12 protein-coding genes are annotated in these 16027 nt (G+C 73.4%); 6 read left to right on the top strand and 6 right to left on the bottom strand.

The features are described 5' to 3' along the window. The first annotated feature begins 15 nt into the window (after positions 1-15). From AC156L_RS35920 to AC156L_RS35905, 4 genes are all read left to right on the top strand, one after another. Positions 16-855: a CoA transferase subunit A gene (locus AC156L_RS35920; protein ID WP_330877641.1), complete on the top strand. Its 840-nt coding sequence runs from the start codon at positions 16-18 to the stop codon at positions 853-855. Further along, positions 852-1562, top strand: a complete 711-nt coding sequence (locus tag AC156L_RS35915) for a CoA-transferase subunit beta (RefSeq protein ID WP_330877640.1) — start codon at positions 852-854, stop codon at positions 1560-1562. The genes AC156L_RS35920 and AC156L_RS35915 overlap by 4 nt, the downstream gene beginning before the upstream one ends. Beyond that, positions 1559-2608, top strand: a complete 1050-nt coding sequence (locus AC156L_RS35910) for an NAD(P)H-dependent flavin oxidoreductase (RefSeq protein WP_330877639.1) — start codon at positions 1559-1561, stop codon at positions 2606-2608. Before AC156L_RS35915 ends, AC156L_RS35910 begins: the two co-directional genes overlap by 4 nt. A gap of 134 nt (positions 2609-2742) precedes the next feature. Next, a complete protein-coding gene (locus AC156L_RS35905; protein WP_330877638.1) occupies positions 2743-3732 on the top strand; it encodes a hypothetical protein in 990 nt (329 codons plus the stop codon). Positions 3733-3991: 259 nt separating this feature from the next. On the opposite strand, the gene AC156L_RS35900 is transcribed toward AC156L_RS35905, so the two are convergent. From AC156L_RS35900 to AC156L_RS35875, 6 genes are all read right to left on the bottom strand, one after another. After that, positions 3992-7180 carry a DUF4132 domain-containing protein gene (locus AC156L_RS35900; protein ID WP_330877637.1) on the bottom strand — a complete coding sequence of 1063 codons (3189 nt, stop codon included), beginning with the start codon at positions 7178-7180 and terminating at the stop codon, positions 3992-3994. A gap of 213 nt (positions 7181-7393) precedes the next feature. Next, the gene (locus tag AC156L_RS35895) at positions 7394-9760 is read right to left on the bottom strand and encodes a phosphocholine-specific phospholipase C (protein ID WP_330877636.1); all 2367 of its coding nucleotides are present in this window, start codon (positions 9758-9760) and stop codon (positions 7394-7396) included. A 115-nt stretch (positions 9761-9875) separates the two neighbouring features. Then, the gene (locus tag AC156L_RS35890) at positions 9876-11030 is read right to left on the bottom strand and encodes an acetyl-CoA C-acetyltransferase (RefSeq protein WP_330877635.1); all 1155 of its coding nucleotides are present in this window, start codon (positions 11028-11030) and stop codon (positions 9876-9878) included. Between the two features lie 11 nt (positions 11031-11041). Further along, entirely contained in the window at positions 11042-11644 is a 603-nt protein-coding gene (locus AC156L_RS35885; RefSeq protein WP_330877634.1) for a TetR/AcrR family transcriptional regulator, read from the bottom strand. Between the two features lie 19 nt (positions 11645-11663). Beyond that, positions 11664-12440, bottom strand: a complete 777-nt coding sequence (locus AC156L_RS35880) for an SDR family oxidoreductase (RefSeq protein WP_330877633.1) — start codon at positions 12438-12440, stop codon at positions 11664-11666. Next, positions 12437-13570, bottom strand: coding sequence for an acyl-CoA dehydrogenase family protein (locus AC156L_RS35875; protein ID WP_484407665.1), 1134 nt, complete (start codon positions 13568-13570; stop codon positions 12437-12439). Before AC156L_RS35875 ends, AC156L_RS35880 begins: the two co-directional genes overlap by 4 nt. Before the next feature lie 77 nt (positions 13571-13647). Here AC156L_RS35875 and AC156L_RS35870 point away from each other — a divergent pair, with 77 nt between their 5' ends. Together AC156L_RS35870 and AC156L_RS35865 are read left to right on the top strand one after the other, a co-directional pair. Next, complete coding sequence (locus AC156L_RS35870) at positions 13648-15195, top strand: FadD3 family acyl-CoA ligase (RefSeq protein ID WP_330881973.1); 1548 nt, start codon at positions 13648-13650, stop codon at positions 15193-15195. Further along, positions 15192-16025 (top strand): enoyl-CoA hydratase, encoded by an 834-nt coding sequence (locus AC156L_RS35865; RefSeq protein ID WP_330881971.1) that lies wholly within the window; start codon positions 15192-15194, stop codon positions 16023-16025. The genes AC156L_RS35870 and AC156L_RS35865 overlap by 4 nt, the downstream gene beginning before the upstream one ends. The last annotated feature ends 2 nt before the right edge of the window (positions 16026-16027 follow it).

Genomic DNA, 16027 nt, shown 5'->3' with positions numbered 1-16027 from the left:
CAGCGGGAGGAACCCATGCGGGACAAGCGGATGACGGCCGACGAGGTCGTCGCCGAACTGGCCGACGGCATGACCGTCGGCATCGGGGGCTGGGGGTCGCGGCGCAAACCGATGGCCCTGGTCCGCGCCCTCCTGCGGTCACCGCTGCGGGACCTGACGGTCGTCTCCTACGGCGGCCCCGACGTGGGCCTGCTCTGCGCGGCGGGCAAGGTCCGCAAGCTCGTCTACGGGTTCGTCTCGCTCGACACGATCGCCTACGACCCGTGGTTCCGCCGGGTCCGCGAGACGGGCGGGATCGACGTGCTGGAACTCGACGAGGGGATGTTCCAGTGCGGCCTGCGGGCGGCGGGCCACCGGCTGCCGTTCCTGCCCATCAGGGCCGGGCTCGGTTCGGACGTGCTGCGGCTGGCTCCCGAACTCCGCACGGTCCGCTCCCCCTACGACGGTGAGGAGCTGGTCGCGATGCCCGCGCTGCGCCTGGACGCCGCGCTCGTCCACCTCAACCGCGCCGACCGGCACGGCAACGCCCAGTACCTCGGCCCCGACCCGTACTTCGACGACCTGTTCTGCCTGGCCGCGCGCCGCCGGTACGTGTCGTGCGAGCGGATCGTCGAGACCCGCGACCTGACCGCCTCCGGACCGGTGCAGTCGCTGCTGCTGAACCGGATGATGGTCGACGGGGTCGTGGAGACGCCGAACGGCGCCCACTTCACCAGCTGCGTGCCGGACTACGGCCGCGACGAGGCGTTCCAGCGGCTCTACGCCGAGTCGGCCGCCGATCCGGAGCGCTGGCCGGGCTTCGTCGACCGGTACCTGTCCGGCACCGAGGCCGACTACCTGGGGGCGGCGCTGTGACGGCCACCAGGGCGGAGGTCTGCGCGGTGGCGTGCGCGGACCTGTTCCTCGGTGCGGGCGAGGTCCTGGCCAGCCCCATGGGCCTGCTGCCGTCGCTCGGCGCCCGGCTGGCCAGGCTGACGTCCGAGCCCGACCTGCTGCTGTCCGACGGCGAGGCGTTCCTGCTCGACCCGGAGTCCGCGGTGGAGGGCTGGCTGCCGTACCGGCGCGTGTTCGACGTCGTGGCGCACGGCCGCAGGCACGTCGTGATGGGCGCGAACCAGATCGACCGCCACGGCAACCAGAACATCTCCTGCATCGGCGACCACGCCAAGCCCACCCGCCAGCTCCTCGGGTTCCGCGGCGCGCCCGGCAACACCGCCAACCACCGCACGAGCTACTGGGTCCCCCGGCACGGCCCCCGCGTGTTCGTCGACGCCGTGGACGTGGTGTCGGGCGTCGGCCACGACCACGCCGTGGGCCCGTTCCACGACGTGCACCAGGTCGTCACGAACCTCGCCGTCCTCGACTTCGACACCCCGGACCGCTCGATGCGGCTGGTGTCCGTGCACCCCGGCGTGGAGGTGGCCGACGTGCTGCGCCTGACCTCGTTCCCGCTGGAGCACGACGAGGTGGAGGAGACCAGGCGGCCGACGGACGTGGAGCTGGAGCTGCTGCGCACCGTGCTCGACCCCGGCGGCGCGCGGGAGCGGGAGGTGCCGTCGTGAGGACCGCGTTCACCGAGCTGGTCGGCGTGCGGCACCCGGTGGTGCAGACCGGGATGGGCTGGGTGGCCGGGCCCCGCCTGGTCGCCGCGACGGCCGAGGCGGGCGGGCTGGGCATCCTCGCGTCGGCCACGATGGGGCTGCGGGAACTCGACGCCGCCATCGCGGAGACCAGGGGGCGCACCGCGCACCCGTTCGGCGTGAACCTGCGCGCGGACGCGGTCGACGCGGCGGACCGGGTCGACCTGCTGATCCGCCACGGGGTCCGGGTCGCCTCGTTCGCGCTCGCCCCCGAGCCGGAGCTGATCGCCAGGCTGGCCGACGCGGGGGTGGTCGTCATCCCGTCCGTCGGGGCGGCCAGGCACGCCGAGAAGGTCGCCGCCTGGGGCGCCCACGCCGTGATCGTGCAGGGCGGTGAGGGCGGCGGGCACACCGGCGGCGTGGCCACGACGTTGCTGCTGCCGTCCGTGGTCGACGCCGTGGACATCCCGGTGGTCGCGGCGGGCGGGTTCTTCGACGGCCGGGGTCTGGCCGCGGCGCTCGCCTACGGCGCGGCGGGCGTCGCCATGGGCACGCGGTTCCTGCTGACCAGGGAGAGCACGGTCCCGGACGCGGTGAAGCGGGCGTACCTGGAGCGCGGCCTGGACGGAACGGTCGTGACGACGCGGGTCGACGGCCTGCCGCACCGGGTGCTGCGCACGGACCTCGTCGACCGGCTGGAGCGCTCCGGCCGCGTCGGCGGGCTGCTGCGGGCGCTCGCCAACGCGGCCAGGTTCCGCGCGCACACCGGGCTGTCCTGGCCCGCGATGGTCCGCGAGGGCCTGGCGATGAGGCACGGCCGGGACCTGCGCTGGTCGCAGGTCGTGATGGCCGCGAACACGCCGATGCTGCTGCGGTCAGGGTTGGTCGACGGGCGCACCGACGCGGGCGTGCTCGCGTCCGGGCAGGTCGTCGGGCTGCTCGACGACCTGCCGACGTGCGAGGAGCTGATCACCGGTGTGGTCGAGCAGGCCACGGCGATCGTCCACGGGCTCAACCGGACGGTGTGACGGGGTCGGTCCGCGCGGACCTCGTCGCGGGGGTCCGACAATTCCGATTCCCGCTGGTGGACGAGCGTGGAGCGGTAGCGTCGACCCTGGCTCCGCCCCGGTCGTGGGGCGAAGCACCGTTCGAGGGGGAGACGATGAAGCGCAGGGGGAAAGCGGTGCTGGCCGTCGCACTGGCGGTCGCGGGTCTGACGACGGCCGTCACGGGGACCGCGGCCGCGGCGGGGTGCACGTGGACGCGGGGCGCGCTGCCGCTGCCCGCCGGGAGCACCCGCGGCTACGTGACGGGGGCGGCGAACGGCGGCTGGTTCGTCGGCAGCGGGTCCACGACCGACGCGGTCCGCTGGCACGGTGGCCAGGTCGAGAACCTCGGTCAGGCCCTCGGCAGGCAGACGCAGCTGACGGACGTGAACTCCTCGGGGGTGGCGGTCGGGTACACGTACGTGGAGACCTTCCGCGACGGCGCCTTCGTCCACCGCGGCGGCCGGTTCGAGCGGCTGCCGACGCCGTCGGGCTACCGGACGTCCTGGGGCAAGGCCATCAACGACGCGGGTGACGTGGTCGGCATGGCGAGCGGGATCGGGGACACCTTCGACCTCGTCCTGTGGCCCGCCGCCACTCCCGGCACGCCGGTGGTGGTCAACCCCGACCCGGCCCTCTACTCCTACGTGAGTCCGATCGACGTCGACGAGCAGGGCCGGATCCTGCTGTTCGCGGAGGGCGCCGAGACCGCCCACTTCGTGCGCCACCCCGACGGCGCTCTGACGAGGCTCGCGGTGCGGACCACCTACGTCGACGCCTTCCGCAACGGCCGCGTCTCCGGTGAGCTGTACGAGAACCGCGCGTACACGACCGTGGAGTGGGACCTCGACGGGCAGGTGGTCCGCAGGCTCGGGGTGCGCGCCACGGAGACGGTGGTCGACTCCGGCACCCTCACGGTGGGCACGTACCGGACCGCCGACAAGGGGTACGCGCTGGGCGTCTGGGACGGCGGCGTGCTCGCGGACACCCTCGTGGCCAACCAGGACGGCACCTTCGGCAGGCCCGTGATCACCGACGACGGGGTGGTCGCGGTGCACGACGACTCCGCCGGGACGATCACGACGTTCACCCGCGCCTGCTCGTGACGGCGCTGGGCGGCCGGGTCGTCCCCGGCCGCCCAGCGGGTCACCGGCCCAACCGGCCGGGGGCTCGGCCGTGCTCCTCGGCGGAGTGGTACCAGCTCCCGCCACCTCACGCCGTTCCCGCGACGGACGACCGACACCGCACCGGGATCACCGTGCTCGACCGCGCTCATCCGAGGGCTCGACCGGGTCGCGGGTTCGCTCGACGCCACCGGGACGCGGTGCGCCCGCGGGTGGGCGCACCGCGTCCCGGTGGCACGGGTCAGTCCGTCAGGGTGGCCAGTTCGGCCAGCACCTCCGACGCGGTGACCGGGTCGAGTTCGGCGAAGGTGCGCGCGCTCCCGATCAGGCGGACCTCGCGCAGGAGCTGCGGTCCGGACTCGTGCGGCTCACCGATCACCAGCCCCGGATCCAGGAGGACCTCGATCGAGCCGCGGCCGGGCAGCGGACGGGTGATCTCGTTCTCGATCCCGGCGTCCATCGGCGTGCCGCGCTCCCACTCGCCCTTGGTCAGCCGCAACAGCCTGCCCGCCTCCACCTGGAGGCCCTTGACCCTGTCCAGTTCACGCGACGACAGCTCGGCCTCGGTGAACCGGTGCACCGGGCGCCCGAGCTGGGCGAACGGTTGCAGGATCTCGTAGTCGGCGAACACCTCCGCCCACGCCGCCACGGCGTCGCCCAGGTGCACCGGGTGCGCCACCCCGACGAGGGCGTCGTCCGGCAGGGCGAAGGTGTCGTCGCGCACGTCCGCGAACGACCCGTCCTCGGCCACCCGGAACGAACTCCCGGCGTCCGTCACCCACACCAGCCGCCGGACCAGGTGCCGCAGCAACGGGTGCGCGACCAGCAGCGACCGGAACTCGGCCGCGGGCCACCGGCGTTCCGCCACCATCGACCGCTCCAGCCTGACGACCTGGTCGCCCGCGATCGTCCGCACGTCCTTCTTCAGCTGCCCGAACCGCTTGTGCTCCGCGGGCGCCACCTCGGGGTCGTCCTTCGCGCCCGGCTTCGGCAGGGCCTTGAGCCGCCTGCCCGTCTCGTCCAGCACGAACGGCTTGAGCTGCTCGTCGAACCCGATCGTGAACCGCCGCGTGCCGTAGTCGACCGTCGTCGTCGACGCGTCGTCCAGGTCGAAGTCCGGCACCAGCCGGTCGCTCAGCTCCTCGGCGGTCAGCCCCATCCCGGCGGCGACCTCCTCGATCTTCTCCCGCGCCCGGTACTTGATCCCGTCGAACCTCACCCGCTGCGCGATGCTGTTGAGCACGCCCAACGCCGTGTCGGTGCCGATCTCGGCCAGCACGTCCAGCCCGACCACCGCCCGCGCGTGCTGCGCCTCCCCCGGCCACGCGCGGATGAGCGGCTCCAACGCCCGTGCCGTCCCGTCGTCGCCCAGCAGCCCGAGCGACGTCAGCACCCACCCCTCCTTGGCGGGCATCCCGTTCGTCCGCCACAGCTCGAACAGCTCCCACGAGAACCGCGCCAGCGATGCCTCGTCGAACGCCTCGCGCACGGCCTTCACCTCGGCGTGCCCGTCGTCCGGCGTGCTCAACGCCAGCAGGACGAGCAGGTTGCCGACGGCTTCCGCGGACAGCGCCAGCTCCGTCCCGCGCAGCAGGACCGGGGGCAGCACGACCGGGACGAGCCACTCGCCGAACTTCGGCGCCACCACCGGCGGCACGGTCGCGAGCACGGCCTCGACGGCCTTCTCGGCCTCGGGCCCGTACTCGCGCGCCGCGGCCCTGGCCTGCTCCGGGATGACGCGCAGCGCCGCCTCCGCCGCCTGGCGGGCCGCACCCGGCTTGCCCACCGCGTCGGGCACCAGGAACCGGGCCGCGCGCTCGGCGTGCCGTCGGAGCCACGTCGGGGCGAACTCCTTGGCGGACTTGAGCTTCACCAGCCACTTCGCGACCAGCCGGGCCGTCTTCAGCGACACCACCGGCGCCACCACCTCGCCCTTGTCCTCCCGCGCCAGCGTCGCGATGGTCAGCGCGCTCGGGATCGCGTCGGCCCCGAAGCGGGCCAGGAGCCACTTGCCGTGGTAGGCGCCGAGGGACAGCGCCCCGACGTCCCAGCCGGGCAGCAGCGGGCGGAGCTCCTCCACCGGTCCGTGCATGAACAGGTTGACCTGGCGGACGCTGTAGAGACCGCCAGCCCGGAACTCCTCGATAGTCGGAGCCCAGTCGACGGTGTCGTAGTGGCTGTTGCCCGTGCCCGCGTACCGGTCCCGCTCATCGGGCTCCCACTCCACCGCCTGGTGGTCCACCGCCTTGAGCCCCGTGACCACCAGCGGTTCCACGGGCACGGCCTCCACCACCCACGGCGGATCCACGAGCACGGTGGGCAGCGCGTCCGCGGGCGCCACGTCCAGGACCACCATGGTCTCCAGGACCGCCCGAGCGGCCTCGGGGAGGTCGACGCGGTCGGCCAGGTCGGGGTGGCCCTTGAGGTGGCGCTCCAGCAGCGGCCGGACCCGCGCGTCCTCGGACGCGGCGAACCGCTCCAGCGCCACCACGGGGTGACGGCGGGCCAGGTCGAGCACGGCGGGCAGCACCCGTTTCACGTCGAGGCGGGCCAGCAGCGCGTCGACCGTGCCCGCGGTCGGGAACACGGCCAGCGTCTCCAGGACCAGGTCCCTGATGCCGCTGTCCAGCTCCGGGCTCGGGTCCAGCAGCACCGCGAGAGCGGGCATCGCGTCGGGGCCGACGCCGTCGACCAGGGTGTACAACCCGTCCTTGCTCCTCAGGTACCGCCCCACGGCCCGAAGGGTCAGCGCCCGTTCCACCTGGGCGACCGTGCTCGCCGAGTAGATCAGCGACGCGTGCACCAGCAAGCGCGGGTACGAGGTGAGGTCCACCCGTTCGGCCTCCTCGAACGCCTCGTCGACCCAGTCCCGCCTGGTCGGGAAGAGGTACGCGGCGGCCACCATCGACCGCGGGTCGGTGCGGTGCGACCCGGCCGCCCGCATCGCGGCGTCGTGCTCCTCCTCGGACGCCGACGCGAGCAGCGCCCGCAACCGCCGCGCCGTCCCGACGCCGACGTCGCTGTTCATCGGCACCCGCCGCAGGTGGGTCGCCGTGTTCGGGTAGCCGGGCCGGTACACCTCGACGCAGCGCATCTCGACGACGGCCCGCGCGGCGAACGACAACCCGTGCTCCACCACCAGCGCGTCCGCCAGCCGAGGCCCGGACCCCAGCAGCACCGCCACCACGGCGGCGCCCAGCGGCGACACCTCACCGGCCAGGTGGGCACGGGCGGCGACGACCAGCTCCTGATCGCTCGTCGCCTCGGCCAGCACCTCCTCGACCACCGGCAGCTTCTCGGCCAGCGCCGCCCGAACCTCCTCCACCGCACCGGCCTCGACCACGGCACCGGCAGGCACCCCGCCGCCACGCCGCACGTGCACGTGCGGCTGCCACTCGGCGGGAAGGCTGAACGCAGACGTACTCAACATCGCTCCTATGCCACATCGGTGAACACTTCTCCGAGAACCACCCCGATCCGAGCCGCGTCGATCGAGCATCCACAGAGGACGGACAACGCCGATCCCCGCGCACGCCCCGGCCCGGTCGGTGCCGCAGACCCTATTGCGGGGGTACGACGATTCCGACCGGCAGACCACTCGGTGCAGTGGTTTCCCCAGGAGCCAGGGGAACTTTCGGCGTGATCACCAGCCCAGCGCGGTCGCTCCGGTCAGCGCCGCCCGCACCCGCACGTACCGCGTGCCCACCGGCCACAGGCGCACCGTCGTGCCCACCGCGCCGGTGAACGCGCCGGTCGCCACCGGACTCCCCCACGACGTGCCGTCGGCGCTCACGTGCACCTCGTACGGCCCGGCCTGCCGCGGCTCGCAGGCCACCGCCGTCACGGTCCGCGCCGCACCGAGGTCCACGCGCACCTCAGCGGCGTCCACCCGCGAGGTCCCGGCGAGCACCCCGGACCCCATCACCGGGTCGGACGTGCTCTCCGCGCCGGTCTCCACGTGGCCCGCGAAGCGGCGGGCGAATCCGTCCGGACCGGTGGCGGTCAGGTCGTACCAGCCCGACGTCCCGCCGACGGAGAACCAGTCCTCGGTGCGGGCGCCGGGTGCGAGGGTGTAGGTCCACGGGCCGCCCGCCCGGTTGCCCGGTCGGACGGTGAGGGTGCACGGGGCGCCGCCGGTGTTGGTCATGGTGAGCCACACGCGGGCGTCGGCGGGGGCGTAGCGGAGGGTCACCTCGGGGTTCGGGCCGCCCGACGTGGCGGTGACCCGGTTGCCCGCGAAGCGGCGGAGGAAACCGTTGGGGCCCGAGGCGGTCAGGTCGTAGGCGCCGGTCGGGGTGCCCGCCTGCCAGTAGTCGGTCAGCGTGCGGCCCGCCCCGACGGTGTAGCGCCACGGGCCGTCGGTGCGGAAGGCGCCCGCGTGGACGTAGAAGTGCGCGCCCGCCGTGCCTGCCGAGGCGAAGTCGATCCAGAACTTCTCCGCGGTGACCCGTCCCGACGCCGACAGCACGTAGGGCAGCGGTCGGGCCGGGCGCACGCCGGGCTCCTGCACGGGCATGACCTGGGTCTCGGGCGGGGTGGGTGAGGTGGGCCTCGGGCCCGAGGTGGGCACGGGCGCGGGCAGCGCCGGGTAGCCGCCGGTGCCGGACAGGTCCAGCGCGGAGGTGAGGTCGCCGCACACCGCGCGCCGCCACGGGGAGATGTTCGGTTCGGCCACGCCGGTCCAGCGTTCCAGCAGCCGGAGGACGGAGGTGTGGTCGAACACCTCCGAGCAGACCTTCCCGCCCCGGCTCCACGGCGACACGACCAGCAGCGGCACGCGCTGGCCGAGGCCGATGGGCCAGCCGTCGTAGACCTCGTCGGCGACCGGCGCGGTCGAGAGGCCCTGCGACGGGGACACCGGCGGCGCGGGCTGCGGGACGTGGTCGAAGAAGCCGTCGTTCTCGTCGTAGTTGAGCAGGAACACCGTCTTGCGCCACACCTCCGGGTCGGCGGCGAGCGCGTCGAGCACCTGCTTCACCAGGTCGGCCCCGGTGTTGGGCCCCCAGTCGGGGTGTTCGCTCCGCGACTCCGGGGCCACGACCCACGACACGGCGGGCAGCCGCCCGCCCGCGACGTCGGCGCGGAACGCCGACGCCAGCCGTCCCGTGCGCTCCCGCGCCAGGCCGCGGTCGTACAGCGACCGGTCGGCCGCCGACAGCGCCGCGACGCCCCTGTCGAGCTGCGCCAGCAGCTCCTCGCGCCGGGCGGCCGACGCCGACGCGACGTCGTAGTAGAAGTACTCCAGCTTCCCGTAGGGCTTGCCCGCGGAATCCCTGGTGGCGGCCAGCGCCTTGCGCCCGACGGCGAGGAACGAGGCGAAGTAGTCGAGGGAGTTGTCGCCGTAGTTGTCCCACTCCTGGTAGACCCGCCAGCTCCGACCGGCCTGCTGGAGGCGCTCGGCGTAGCTGGTCCACGTGTAGCCGGTGTGGCCGGGGTTCTGCCAGCCGTCGTTGCCGATGGCCCGCTTCGCGGTGCCGGGCTCGTAGCCGATGGTCCCGGAGAACAGGTAGAAGCGGTTGGGGTTGGTGGGTCCGGCCTCGGAGCAGTGGTAGGCGTCGCAGATCGTGAACGCGTCGGCGAGGGCGTGGTAGAACGGCAGGCCCGCGCGGTCCAGGTGGGTCATGGTGCGCACGCCCTTCTGCGCGACCCACTGGTCGAAGCGGCCGTCGTTCCACGCGCGGTGGCCGTCGGCCCAGCCGTGGGGCGTGCCGGACATGAACTCGTCGCCCACGCGGTAGGGCAGCAGGTACCCGCTGCCGTGGGGCTGGCGGAACACCGAGCCGCCGCCGGGCAGCCTGATGGCGGCCGGGTCGTTGAAGCCGCGCACACCGCGCAGCGTGCCGAAGTAGTGGTCGAACGACCGGTTCTCCTGCATGAACACCACGACGTGCTCGACGGCGTCCAGCCCGCCCTCGGGTGCCTCCACCGCGAGCGCGCGGCGCAGGTTCACCGGCAGCAGGGCCAGTCCTGATCCCGCGGCGGCGGCCTTCAGCAGGGAACGGCGCTTCATCGTGTCTCCTCGTCCGTGGGCGCGGGCGGCGCCGGACGAGGCTGACCGCGCGGGGTTGAGCCGAAGTGACGAGCGGTGGTCGGCGGTGAGAAGTCCTGGTGACGACCAGCCGGTGTCAGCCGAGGCGCTCCACGATCGTCACGTTGGCCTGGCCTCCGCCCTCGCACATCGTCTGGAGCCCGAACCGGCCTCCGGTGCGTTCGAGTTCGTGGACGAGGGTGGTGCAGAGCTTCGTGCCGGTCGCTCCGATCGGGTGGCCGAGGGCGATGGCCCCGCCGTTGACGTTGACCCGGTCGAGGTCGGCGCCGGTCTCCCCGGCCCACGCGAGGACCACGCTCGCGAACGCCTCGTTCACCTCGAACAGGTCGATGTCGGTGATGTCCATGCCCGCGCGGTCCAGGGCGTACCGCGTCGCCCTGATGGGTCCGGTCAGCATGTAGACCGGGTCGGAGCCGCGGGCCGACAGGTGGTGCACCCGCGCCCTCGGGGTCAGGCGGTGTTCGCGGACGGCGCGCTCGGAGGCGACGAGCACCGCGCTCGCGCCGTCGGAGATCTGGCTGGCCAGCGCGGCGGTGGTCCGGCCGCCCTCGCGCAACGGCTTCAGCGTCGCCATCTTCTCCACGCTGGTGTCCGTCCTCGGGCACTCGTCGTGCGCGACACCGTCGACCGGCGCGATCTCGCGGTCGAACCGGCCCTCCTTGATCGCGGTCACGGCGCGCAGGTGGCTGGTGCAGGCGAACTCCTCCATCACCTCGCGGGACAGGTCCCAGCGCGTGGCGATCAGGTCGGCCGCGCGGAACTGGGAGATCTCCTCGTCGCCGTAGCGGTGCTCCCACCCCCGGCAGCCGCTGTACGGGTCCTCGAAGCCGTACTGGACGCCCGTGGTCATCGACGCGCCGATCGGGATGCGGCTCATGCTCTGCACGCCGCCCGCGACGACGAGGTCCGCGGTGCCGCTCATCACCGCCTGCGCGGCGAAGTGCAGCGCCTGCTGGCTGGCCCCGCACTGCCGGTCGACGGTCACCCCCGGCACCTGCTCCGGGAACCCGGCGGCCAGCCACGCCGTCCTGGCGATGTCGCCCGCCTGCGGCCCGATGGTGTCGACGCAGCCGAAGACGACGTCGTCCACGTCGGTCGGGTCGACGTCCACGCGGTCGAGCAGCGCGGTGATCACGTGAGCGCCCAGGTCCGCCGGGTGCAGGTGGCTCAGGGCTCCCCCGCGTCGGCCGACCGGGGTGCGCACGGCCTCGATGATGTACGCCTCGGACACGCACTCCTCCTCTACCTCTTGGTGTTCCTCCTGCGCCGAGTCGAGATGCCGTCCAGCAGGATGCCCAGGTACTGCTCGGCGACGGCCCCCGCGGACAGCCCGCCGCCGGGCCGGTACCAGCGCACCGCCACCCACACGGTGTCCCGGATGAACCTGTACACCAGGTCGACGTCGAGGTCCGAGCGGAAGTCACCCGCACGGACGCCGTCCTCCAGGAGCACGGTCCACAGCTTGCGGAACTCCGCGCCGCGGTCGCGCAGGTAGGAGAACCGCTCGAACTGGACCAGGTGCTTGGACTCGTTCTGGTAGATCGCGACCTCGGCGTGCCGGTGGTCGATGGCCTCGAACGACGCGACGACCACGGCGTCCAGCGTCGCGCGCGGACCGAGGTCGGCGTCCACGATCTCCCGGTACCTCGCGAACAGCTCGTCGAGGAACGTCCGGAGGATCTCGTCGACCATCGACTCCTTGGAGTCGAAGTGGTGGTAGAGGCTGCCGGACAGGATGCCCGCCGCGTCCGCGATGTCCCGCACCGTCGTCGGCACGAACCCCCGTTGGGCGAACAGGTCGGCCGCCAACGCGAGCAGCTCCGCCCTGCGCACGGATCGACTCATCCCGGTACCTCCACGACTCTCACGGGTGCTGGCTGCTCACCGACACGACCTCGCCCGTGAGGTACGAGGAGTAGTCGCTGGCGAGGAACACGATCACATTCGCCACCTCCCACGGCTCGGCGGCGCGCCCGAACGCCTCGCGACCGGTCAGCTCGGTCAGCAGCTCCTCGCTCGTCACCCTGCTCAGGAACGGGTGCATCGCGAGGCTCGGCGCGACCGCGTTCACCCTGATCCCGAGCGGTGCGACGTCGATCGCCGCGCACCGGGTGAACGCCATGACGCCCGCCTTCGCGGCGGCGTAGTGCGCCTGCCCGGCCTGCGCCCGCCACCCGATCACCGACGCGTTGTTGACCACGGCCCCGCCGCCGCCCTGGGCGGCCATCTGCTTGAGCACGGCCCTGGTGCAGCGGAACGTGCCGCCGAGCGTCACGTCCAGCACCCGCGACCACTCGTCGTCGGTCATGTCCAGCACGGACTTCTCGCCGCCGAGCCCGGCGTTGTTGACCATCACGTCGATCCGGCCGTACCGCTCCACCGCGCCCGCGACCAGCGCTCGGACCTGGCCCTCGTCGGTGACGTCGCAGACCGCGGACCAGACCCGGTCGCCGTGCTCGGCCGCCAGCCGGTCGCGGGTCTCGCCGAGGCGCCGCTCGTGCCAGTCGCTGACCACCACGGTCGCGCCCTCGTCCAGGCAGCGCTCGGCGGTGGCCGAGCCGATGCCGGTGCCCGCCGCGGCCGTCACGACGACGACCTTGTCCGCGAGCAGGGCGTGGCCGGGCGGGCGGACGGGCGTCACGGGCGCGCCTCCCTGGGCAGGCCGAGGATCCGCTCGGCGACGACGTCGCGCTGGACCTCGTCCGACCCGCCGTAGATCGTGTCCGCCCGGCTGAACAGGAACAGCCGCTGCCACTCGTCCAGGCCGCCGGGGGCGACCATCGAGCGGGCGCCGAGCACGTCCATCGCCAGTTCGCCGAGCGAGCGGTGCCACCCGGCCCAGAACAGCTTCGCCACCGACGACTCCGGACCGGGCGGCCCCTCCAGCGTGCGGAGGGCGTGCGAGCGCATGACGTGCAGCCCGATCCACGCCCTCGTCAGCCGGTCGCGCAGCACCGGGTCGCAGTCGGGCCCGGCCAGCTCGGCGATCCCGTCGAGCTGGCGGCGGAAGCCGACCTGCTGGCCCAGCGTCGCGACGCCGCGTTCGAAACCCAGGGTGGCCACGGCGATCCGCCACCCGTCGCCGACCTCCCCGACGACGTTCTCCCTCGCCGTGCGGGCCCCGTCGAAGAACACCTCGTTGAACTCGGACGTGCCGGTGAGCTGCCGGATCGGCCGCACCTCCACGCCCGCCTGGCGCATCGGCACGAGCAGGTAGGACAGCCCCCGGTGCCGCTCGGACCCCGGTTCCGTGCGCACCAGGGCGAAGCACCAGTCGGCCACGTGCGCCAGCGACGTCCACACCTTCTGGCCGGTGACCACCCACTCGTCGCCGTCGAGCACCGCGCTCGTGCTGACGGAGGCGAGGTCCGAGCCCGCTCCCGGCTCGGAGTAGCCCTGGCACCAGAGCTCCTCGACCCGCGCGATCGGCGGCAGGAACCGCCGCCGCTGCTCGGGGGTGCCGAAGGCGATCACCGTGGGGCCGAGCAGCTCCTCGCCGATGTGGCTCACCCGAGCGGGCGCGCCCGACCGGGCGTACTCCTCGTGGAACACCACCTGCCGGTGCAGGGGAAGGGCCCTGCCGCCGTGCTCGACCGGCCAGCCGAGGCACGTCCAGCCCGCGGCGGCCAGGTGCCGGTCCCACGCGATGCGCCGGTCGAACTCCTCGTGCTCGCGCCCCGGTCCACCGAGGCCGCGCAGCCCCTCGAACTCGCCGGACAGGTTGGCGGACAACCAGTCCCGCACCTCGCGGCGAAAGGCCTCGTCCCGCACGAGCACCTCCGGCGTCTGGCCAAGTGGTCGGCTTCCTGCGTAGGCTACCCTACCAAGCACTTGCTTTGGAGGTCGTGATGAACCTCGAACTCGGCAAGCACACGATCCCCGCCGCGCTGGACGCGGCCGCGCTGCGCTTCGGCGGAGCGGACGCGGTGGTGGACGGGGACGTCCGGCTCTCGTGGACCGAACTGCGCGAACGGGTCCGCACGGTCGCGCGGGCGTTCGTCGCACTCGGCGTCGACGCGGGCGACCGGGTCGCGCTGTGCTCCCCCAACACCCACCACTGGGTCGTCGCCGCGCTCGGGGCGCTGCACGCGGGCGCGGTGCTGGTGCCGGTCAACACCCGTTTCACCGCGGCGGAAACGCTCGACGTGCTGCACCGGAGCCAGGCCCGCGCCCTCGTCGTCGTGGGAACGTTCCTCGACGTCGACCGGCTCGCCCGGCTCCGCGCCGCCGACCGGGACCTGCCGGAGGTCGTCGTGCGGATCCCGATCACCGCCGAACCCCGCGCGGACGGCGTGGTGGAGTGGGCCGACCTCGACCGGGTCTCCGAGGACGTGCCGGTGGAGGTCGTCCTGGAACGCGCGAACGCGGTCACCCCGGACCAGGTCGCCGACATCCTGTTCACGTCCGGCACGACCGGGCGGAGCAAGGGGGCCATGAGCGCCCACCGGCAGTCGATCGGCGTCGCCGACGCGTGGGCCGAACGCGGCGACCTCAGCCGGTCCGACCGCTACCTGGTGGTCAACCCGTTCTTCAACAGCTTCGGCTACAAGGCCGGGATCCTGGCGTGCCTGCTGCGCGGCGCGGCCATCGTGCCGCAGCGGGTGTTCGACGTCGACGAGTCGATGCGGCTCGTCGACCAGGAGCGCGTCACGGTCCTACCGGGACCGCCGACGATCTACCAGGCCGTCCTCGACCACCCCGGCCGCGCCGAGCGCGACCTGTCCAGCCTGCGCCTGGCCGTGACCGGCGCGGCGGTGGTGCCCGTCGCGCTGGTCGAGCGGATGCAGCGGGAGCTCAGCTTCTCGTCGGTGCTCACGGCCTACGGCCTGACCGAGGCCGTCGTGGCGACGATGTGCCTGCCGAGCGACGACGCCGAGACCGTCGCGCGGACCTGCGGCGCGCCCGCCGCGGGCTTCGAACTCCGTCTGGGCGACCGGGACGAGGTCCTGCTGCGCGGGCCGAACGTCATGCTCGGCTACCTCGACGACCCGGAGTCGACCGCCGCGGCCGTGGACCCCGACGGGTGGCTGCACACCGGGGACGTCGGCCGGATCGACGAGCGCGGGTACCTCTCGATCACCGACCGGCTCAAGGACATGTACATCTGCGGCGGGTTCAACGTCTACCCCGCCGAGGTGGAGCAGGTGCTGGCGCGGCTGCCGGGGGTGGCGGAGTCCGCCGTCGTCGGCGTGCCCGACGCCCGCCTCGGCGAGGTCGGCGTGGCGCACGTCGTCACCGCTCCGGACCACACCCTGACCGCCGAGGCCGTCATCGGGTTCTGCCGCGAGCGGCTGGCGAACTACAAGGTCCCCAGGCTCGTCGAGTTCCCGCCGAGCCTGCCCCGCAACGCCGGGGGCAAGGTCGTCAAGCACCTGCTGCGCGAGGAGGACGCATGACCGTCGTCCAGTACGAGCGGCGCGGCGCCGTCGCCGTCGTGACCATGAACCGGCCGGAGTACCGCAACGCGCAGAACTCCGCGATGACCTACGCGCTCGACGCCGCGTTCACCCGCGCCGTCGACGACGACGAGGTGTCGGTGGTCGTGCTGGCCGGTGCGGGCGAGCACTTCTCGGCGGGGCACGACATCGGCTCGCCGGGGCGGGACGTGGACACCTCGTTCGAGCGGAAGTCCGTGCTGTGGTGGGACCACGTGGGCAAGCGGGGCGGGGACCTGCGCTACGCCAGGGAGATGGAGGTGTACCTCGGGATGTGCCGCCGGTGGCGGGAGATCCCGAAGCCCACCATCGCGATGGTGCAGGGCGCGTGCGTCGCGGGCGGGCTGATGCTGGCGTGGGTGTGCGACCTGGTCGTGGCGTCCGAGGACGCGTTCTTCGCCGATCCCGTGGTGCGCATGGGGATCCCCGGCGTCGAGTACTTCGCGCACCCGTGGGTGCTCGGGCCGCGCGCGGCCAAGGAGGTGCTGTTCACCGGCGACCGGTTCGACGCCCACCGCGCGCGGGAGTGGGGCATGGTCAGCCGGGTGGTGCCGCGCGCCGACCTGGAGGCGGAGACGCACCGGCTGGCCGAGCGGATCGCCACGATGCCGCGGTTCGGGCTGGCGCTGGCCAAGCGCGCGGTCAACCAGTCCGAGGACCTGATGGGGATGCGCGCGGGCATGGACTCGGTGTTCGGGCTCCACCACTTCGCCCACGCCCACAACGCCGAGGTCGGGGCGGACTCGTTGGCGGGCATGGACGCCCGCGCCATGAAGAGGGCGGGGAGCTGAGC

The organism is Umezawaea sp., assembly GCF_057122925.1.
Note: the sequence above shows the minus strand (reverse complement) of the source record. Positions and strands in the feature narration are given on the sequence as shown.

Bases quoted from the DNA above. Each gene is read 5' to 3' on its own strand.
- AC156L_RS35920 (WP_330877641.1), top strand. From the start codon at position 16: ATGCGGGACAAGCGGATGACGGCCGACGAGGTCGTCGCCGAACTGGCC.
- AC156L_RS35905 (WP_330877638.1), top strand. From the start codon at position 2,743: ATGAAGCGCAGGGGGAAAGCGGTGCTGGCCGTCGCACTGGCGGTCGCG.
- AC156L_RS35900 (WP_330877637.1), bottom strand. From the start codon at position 7,180: ATGTTGAGTACGTCTGCGTTCAGCCTTCCCGCCGAGTGGCAGCCGCAC.
- AC156L_RS35895 (WP_330877636.1), bottom strand. From the start codon at position 9,760: ATGAAGCGCCGTTCCCTGCTGAAGGCCGCCGCCGCGGGATCAGGACTG.
- AC156L_RS35885 (WP_330877634.1), bottom strand. From the start codon at position 11,644: ATGAGTCGATCCGTGCGCAGGGCGGAGCTGCTCGCGTTGGCGGCCGAC.
- AC156L_RS35870 (WP_330881973.1), top strand. From the start codon at position 13,648: ATGAACCTCGAACTCGGCAAGCACACGATCCCCGCCGCGCTGGACGCG.
- AC156L_RS35865 (WP_330881971.1), top strand. From the start codon at position 15,192: ATGACCGTCGTCCAGTACGAGCGGCGCGGCGCCGTCGCCGTCGTGACC.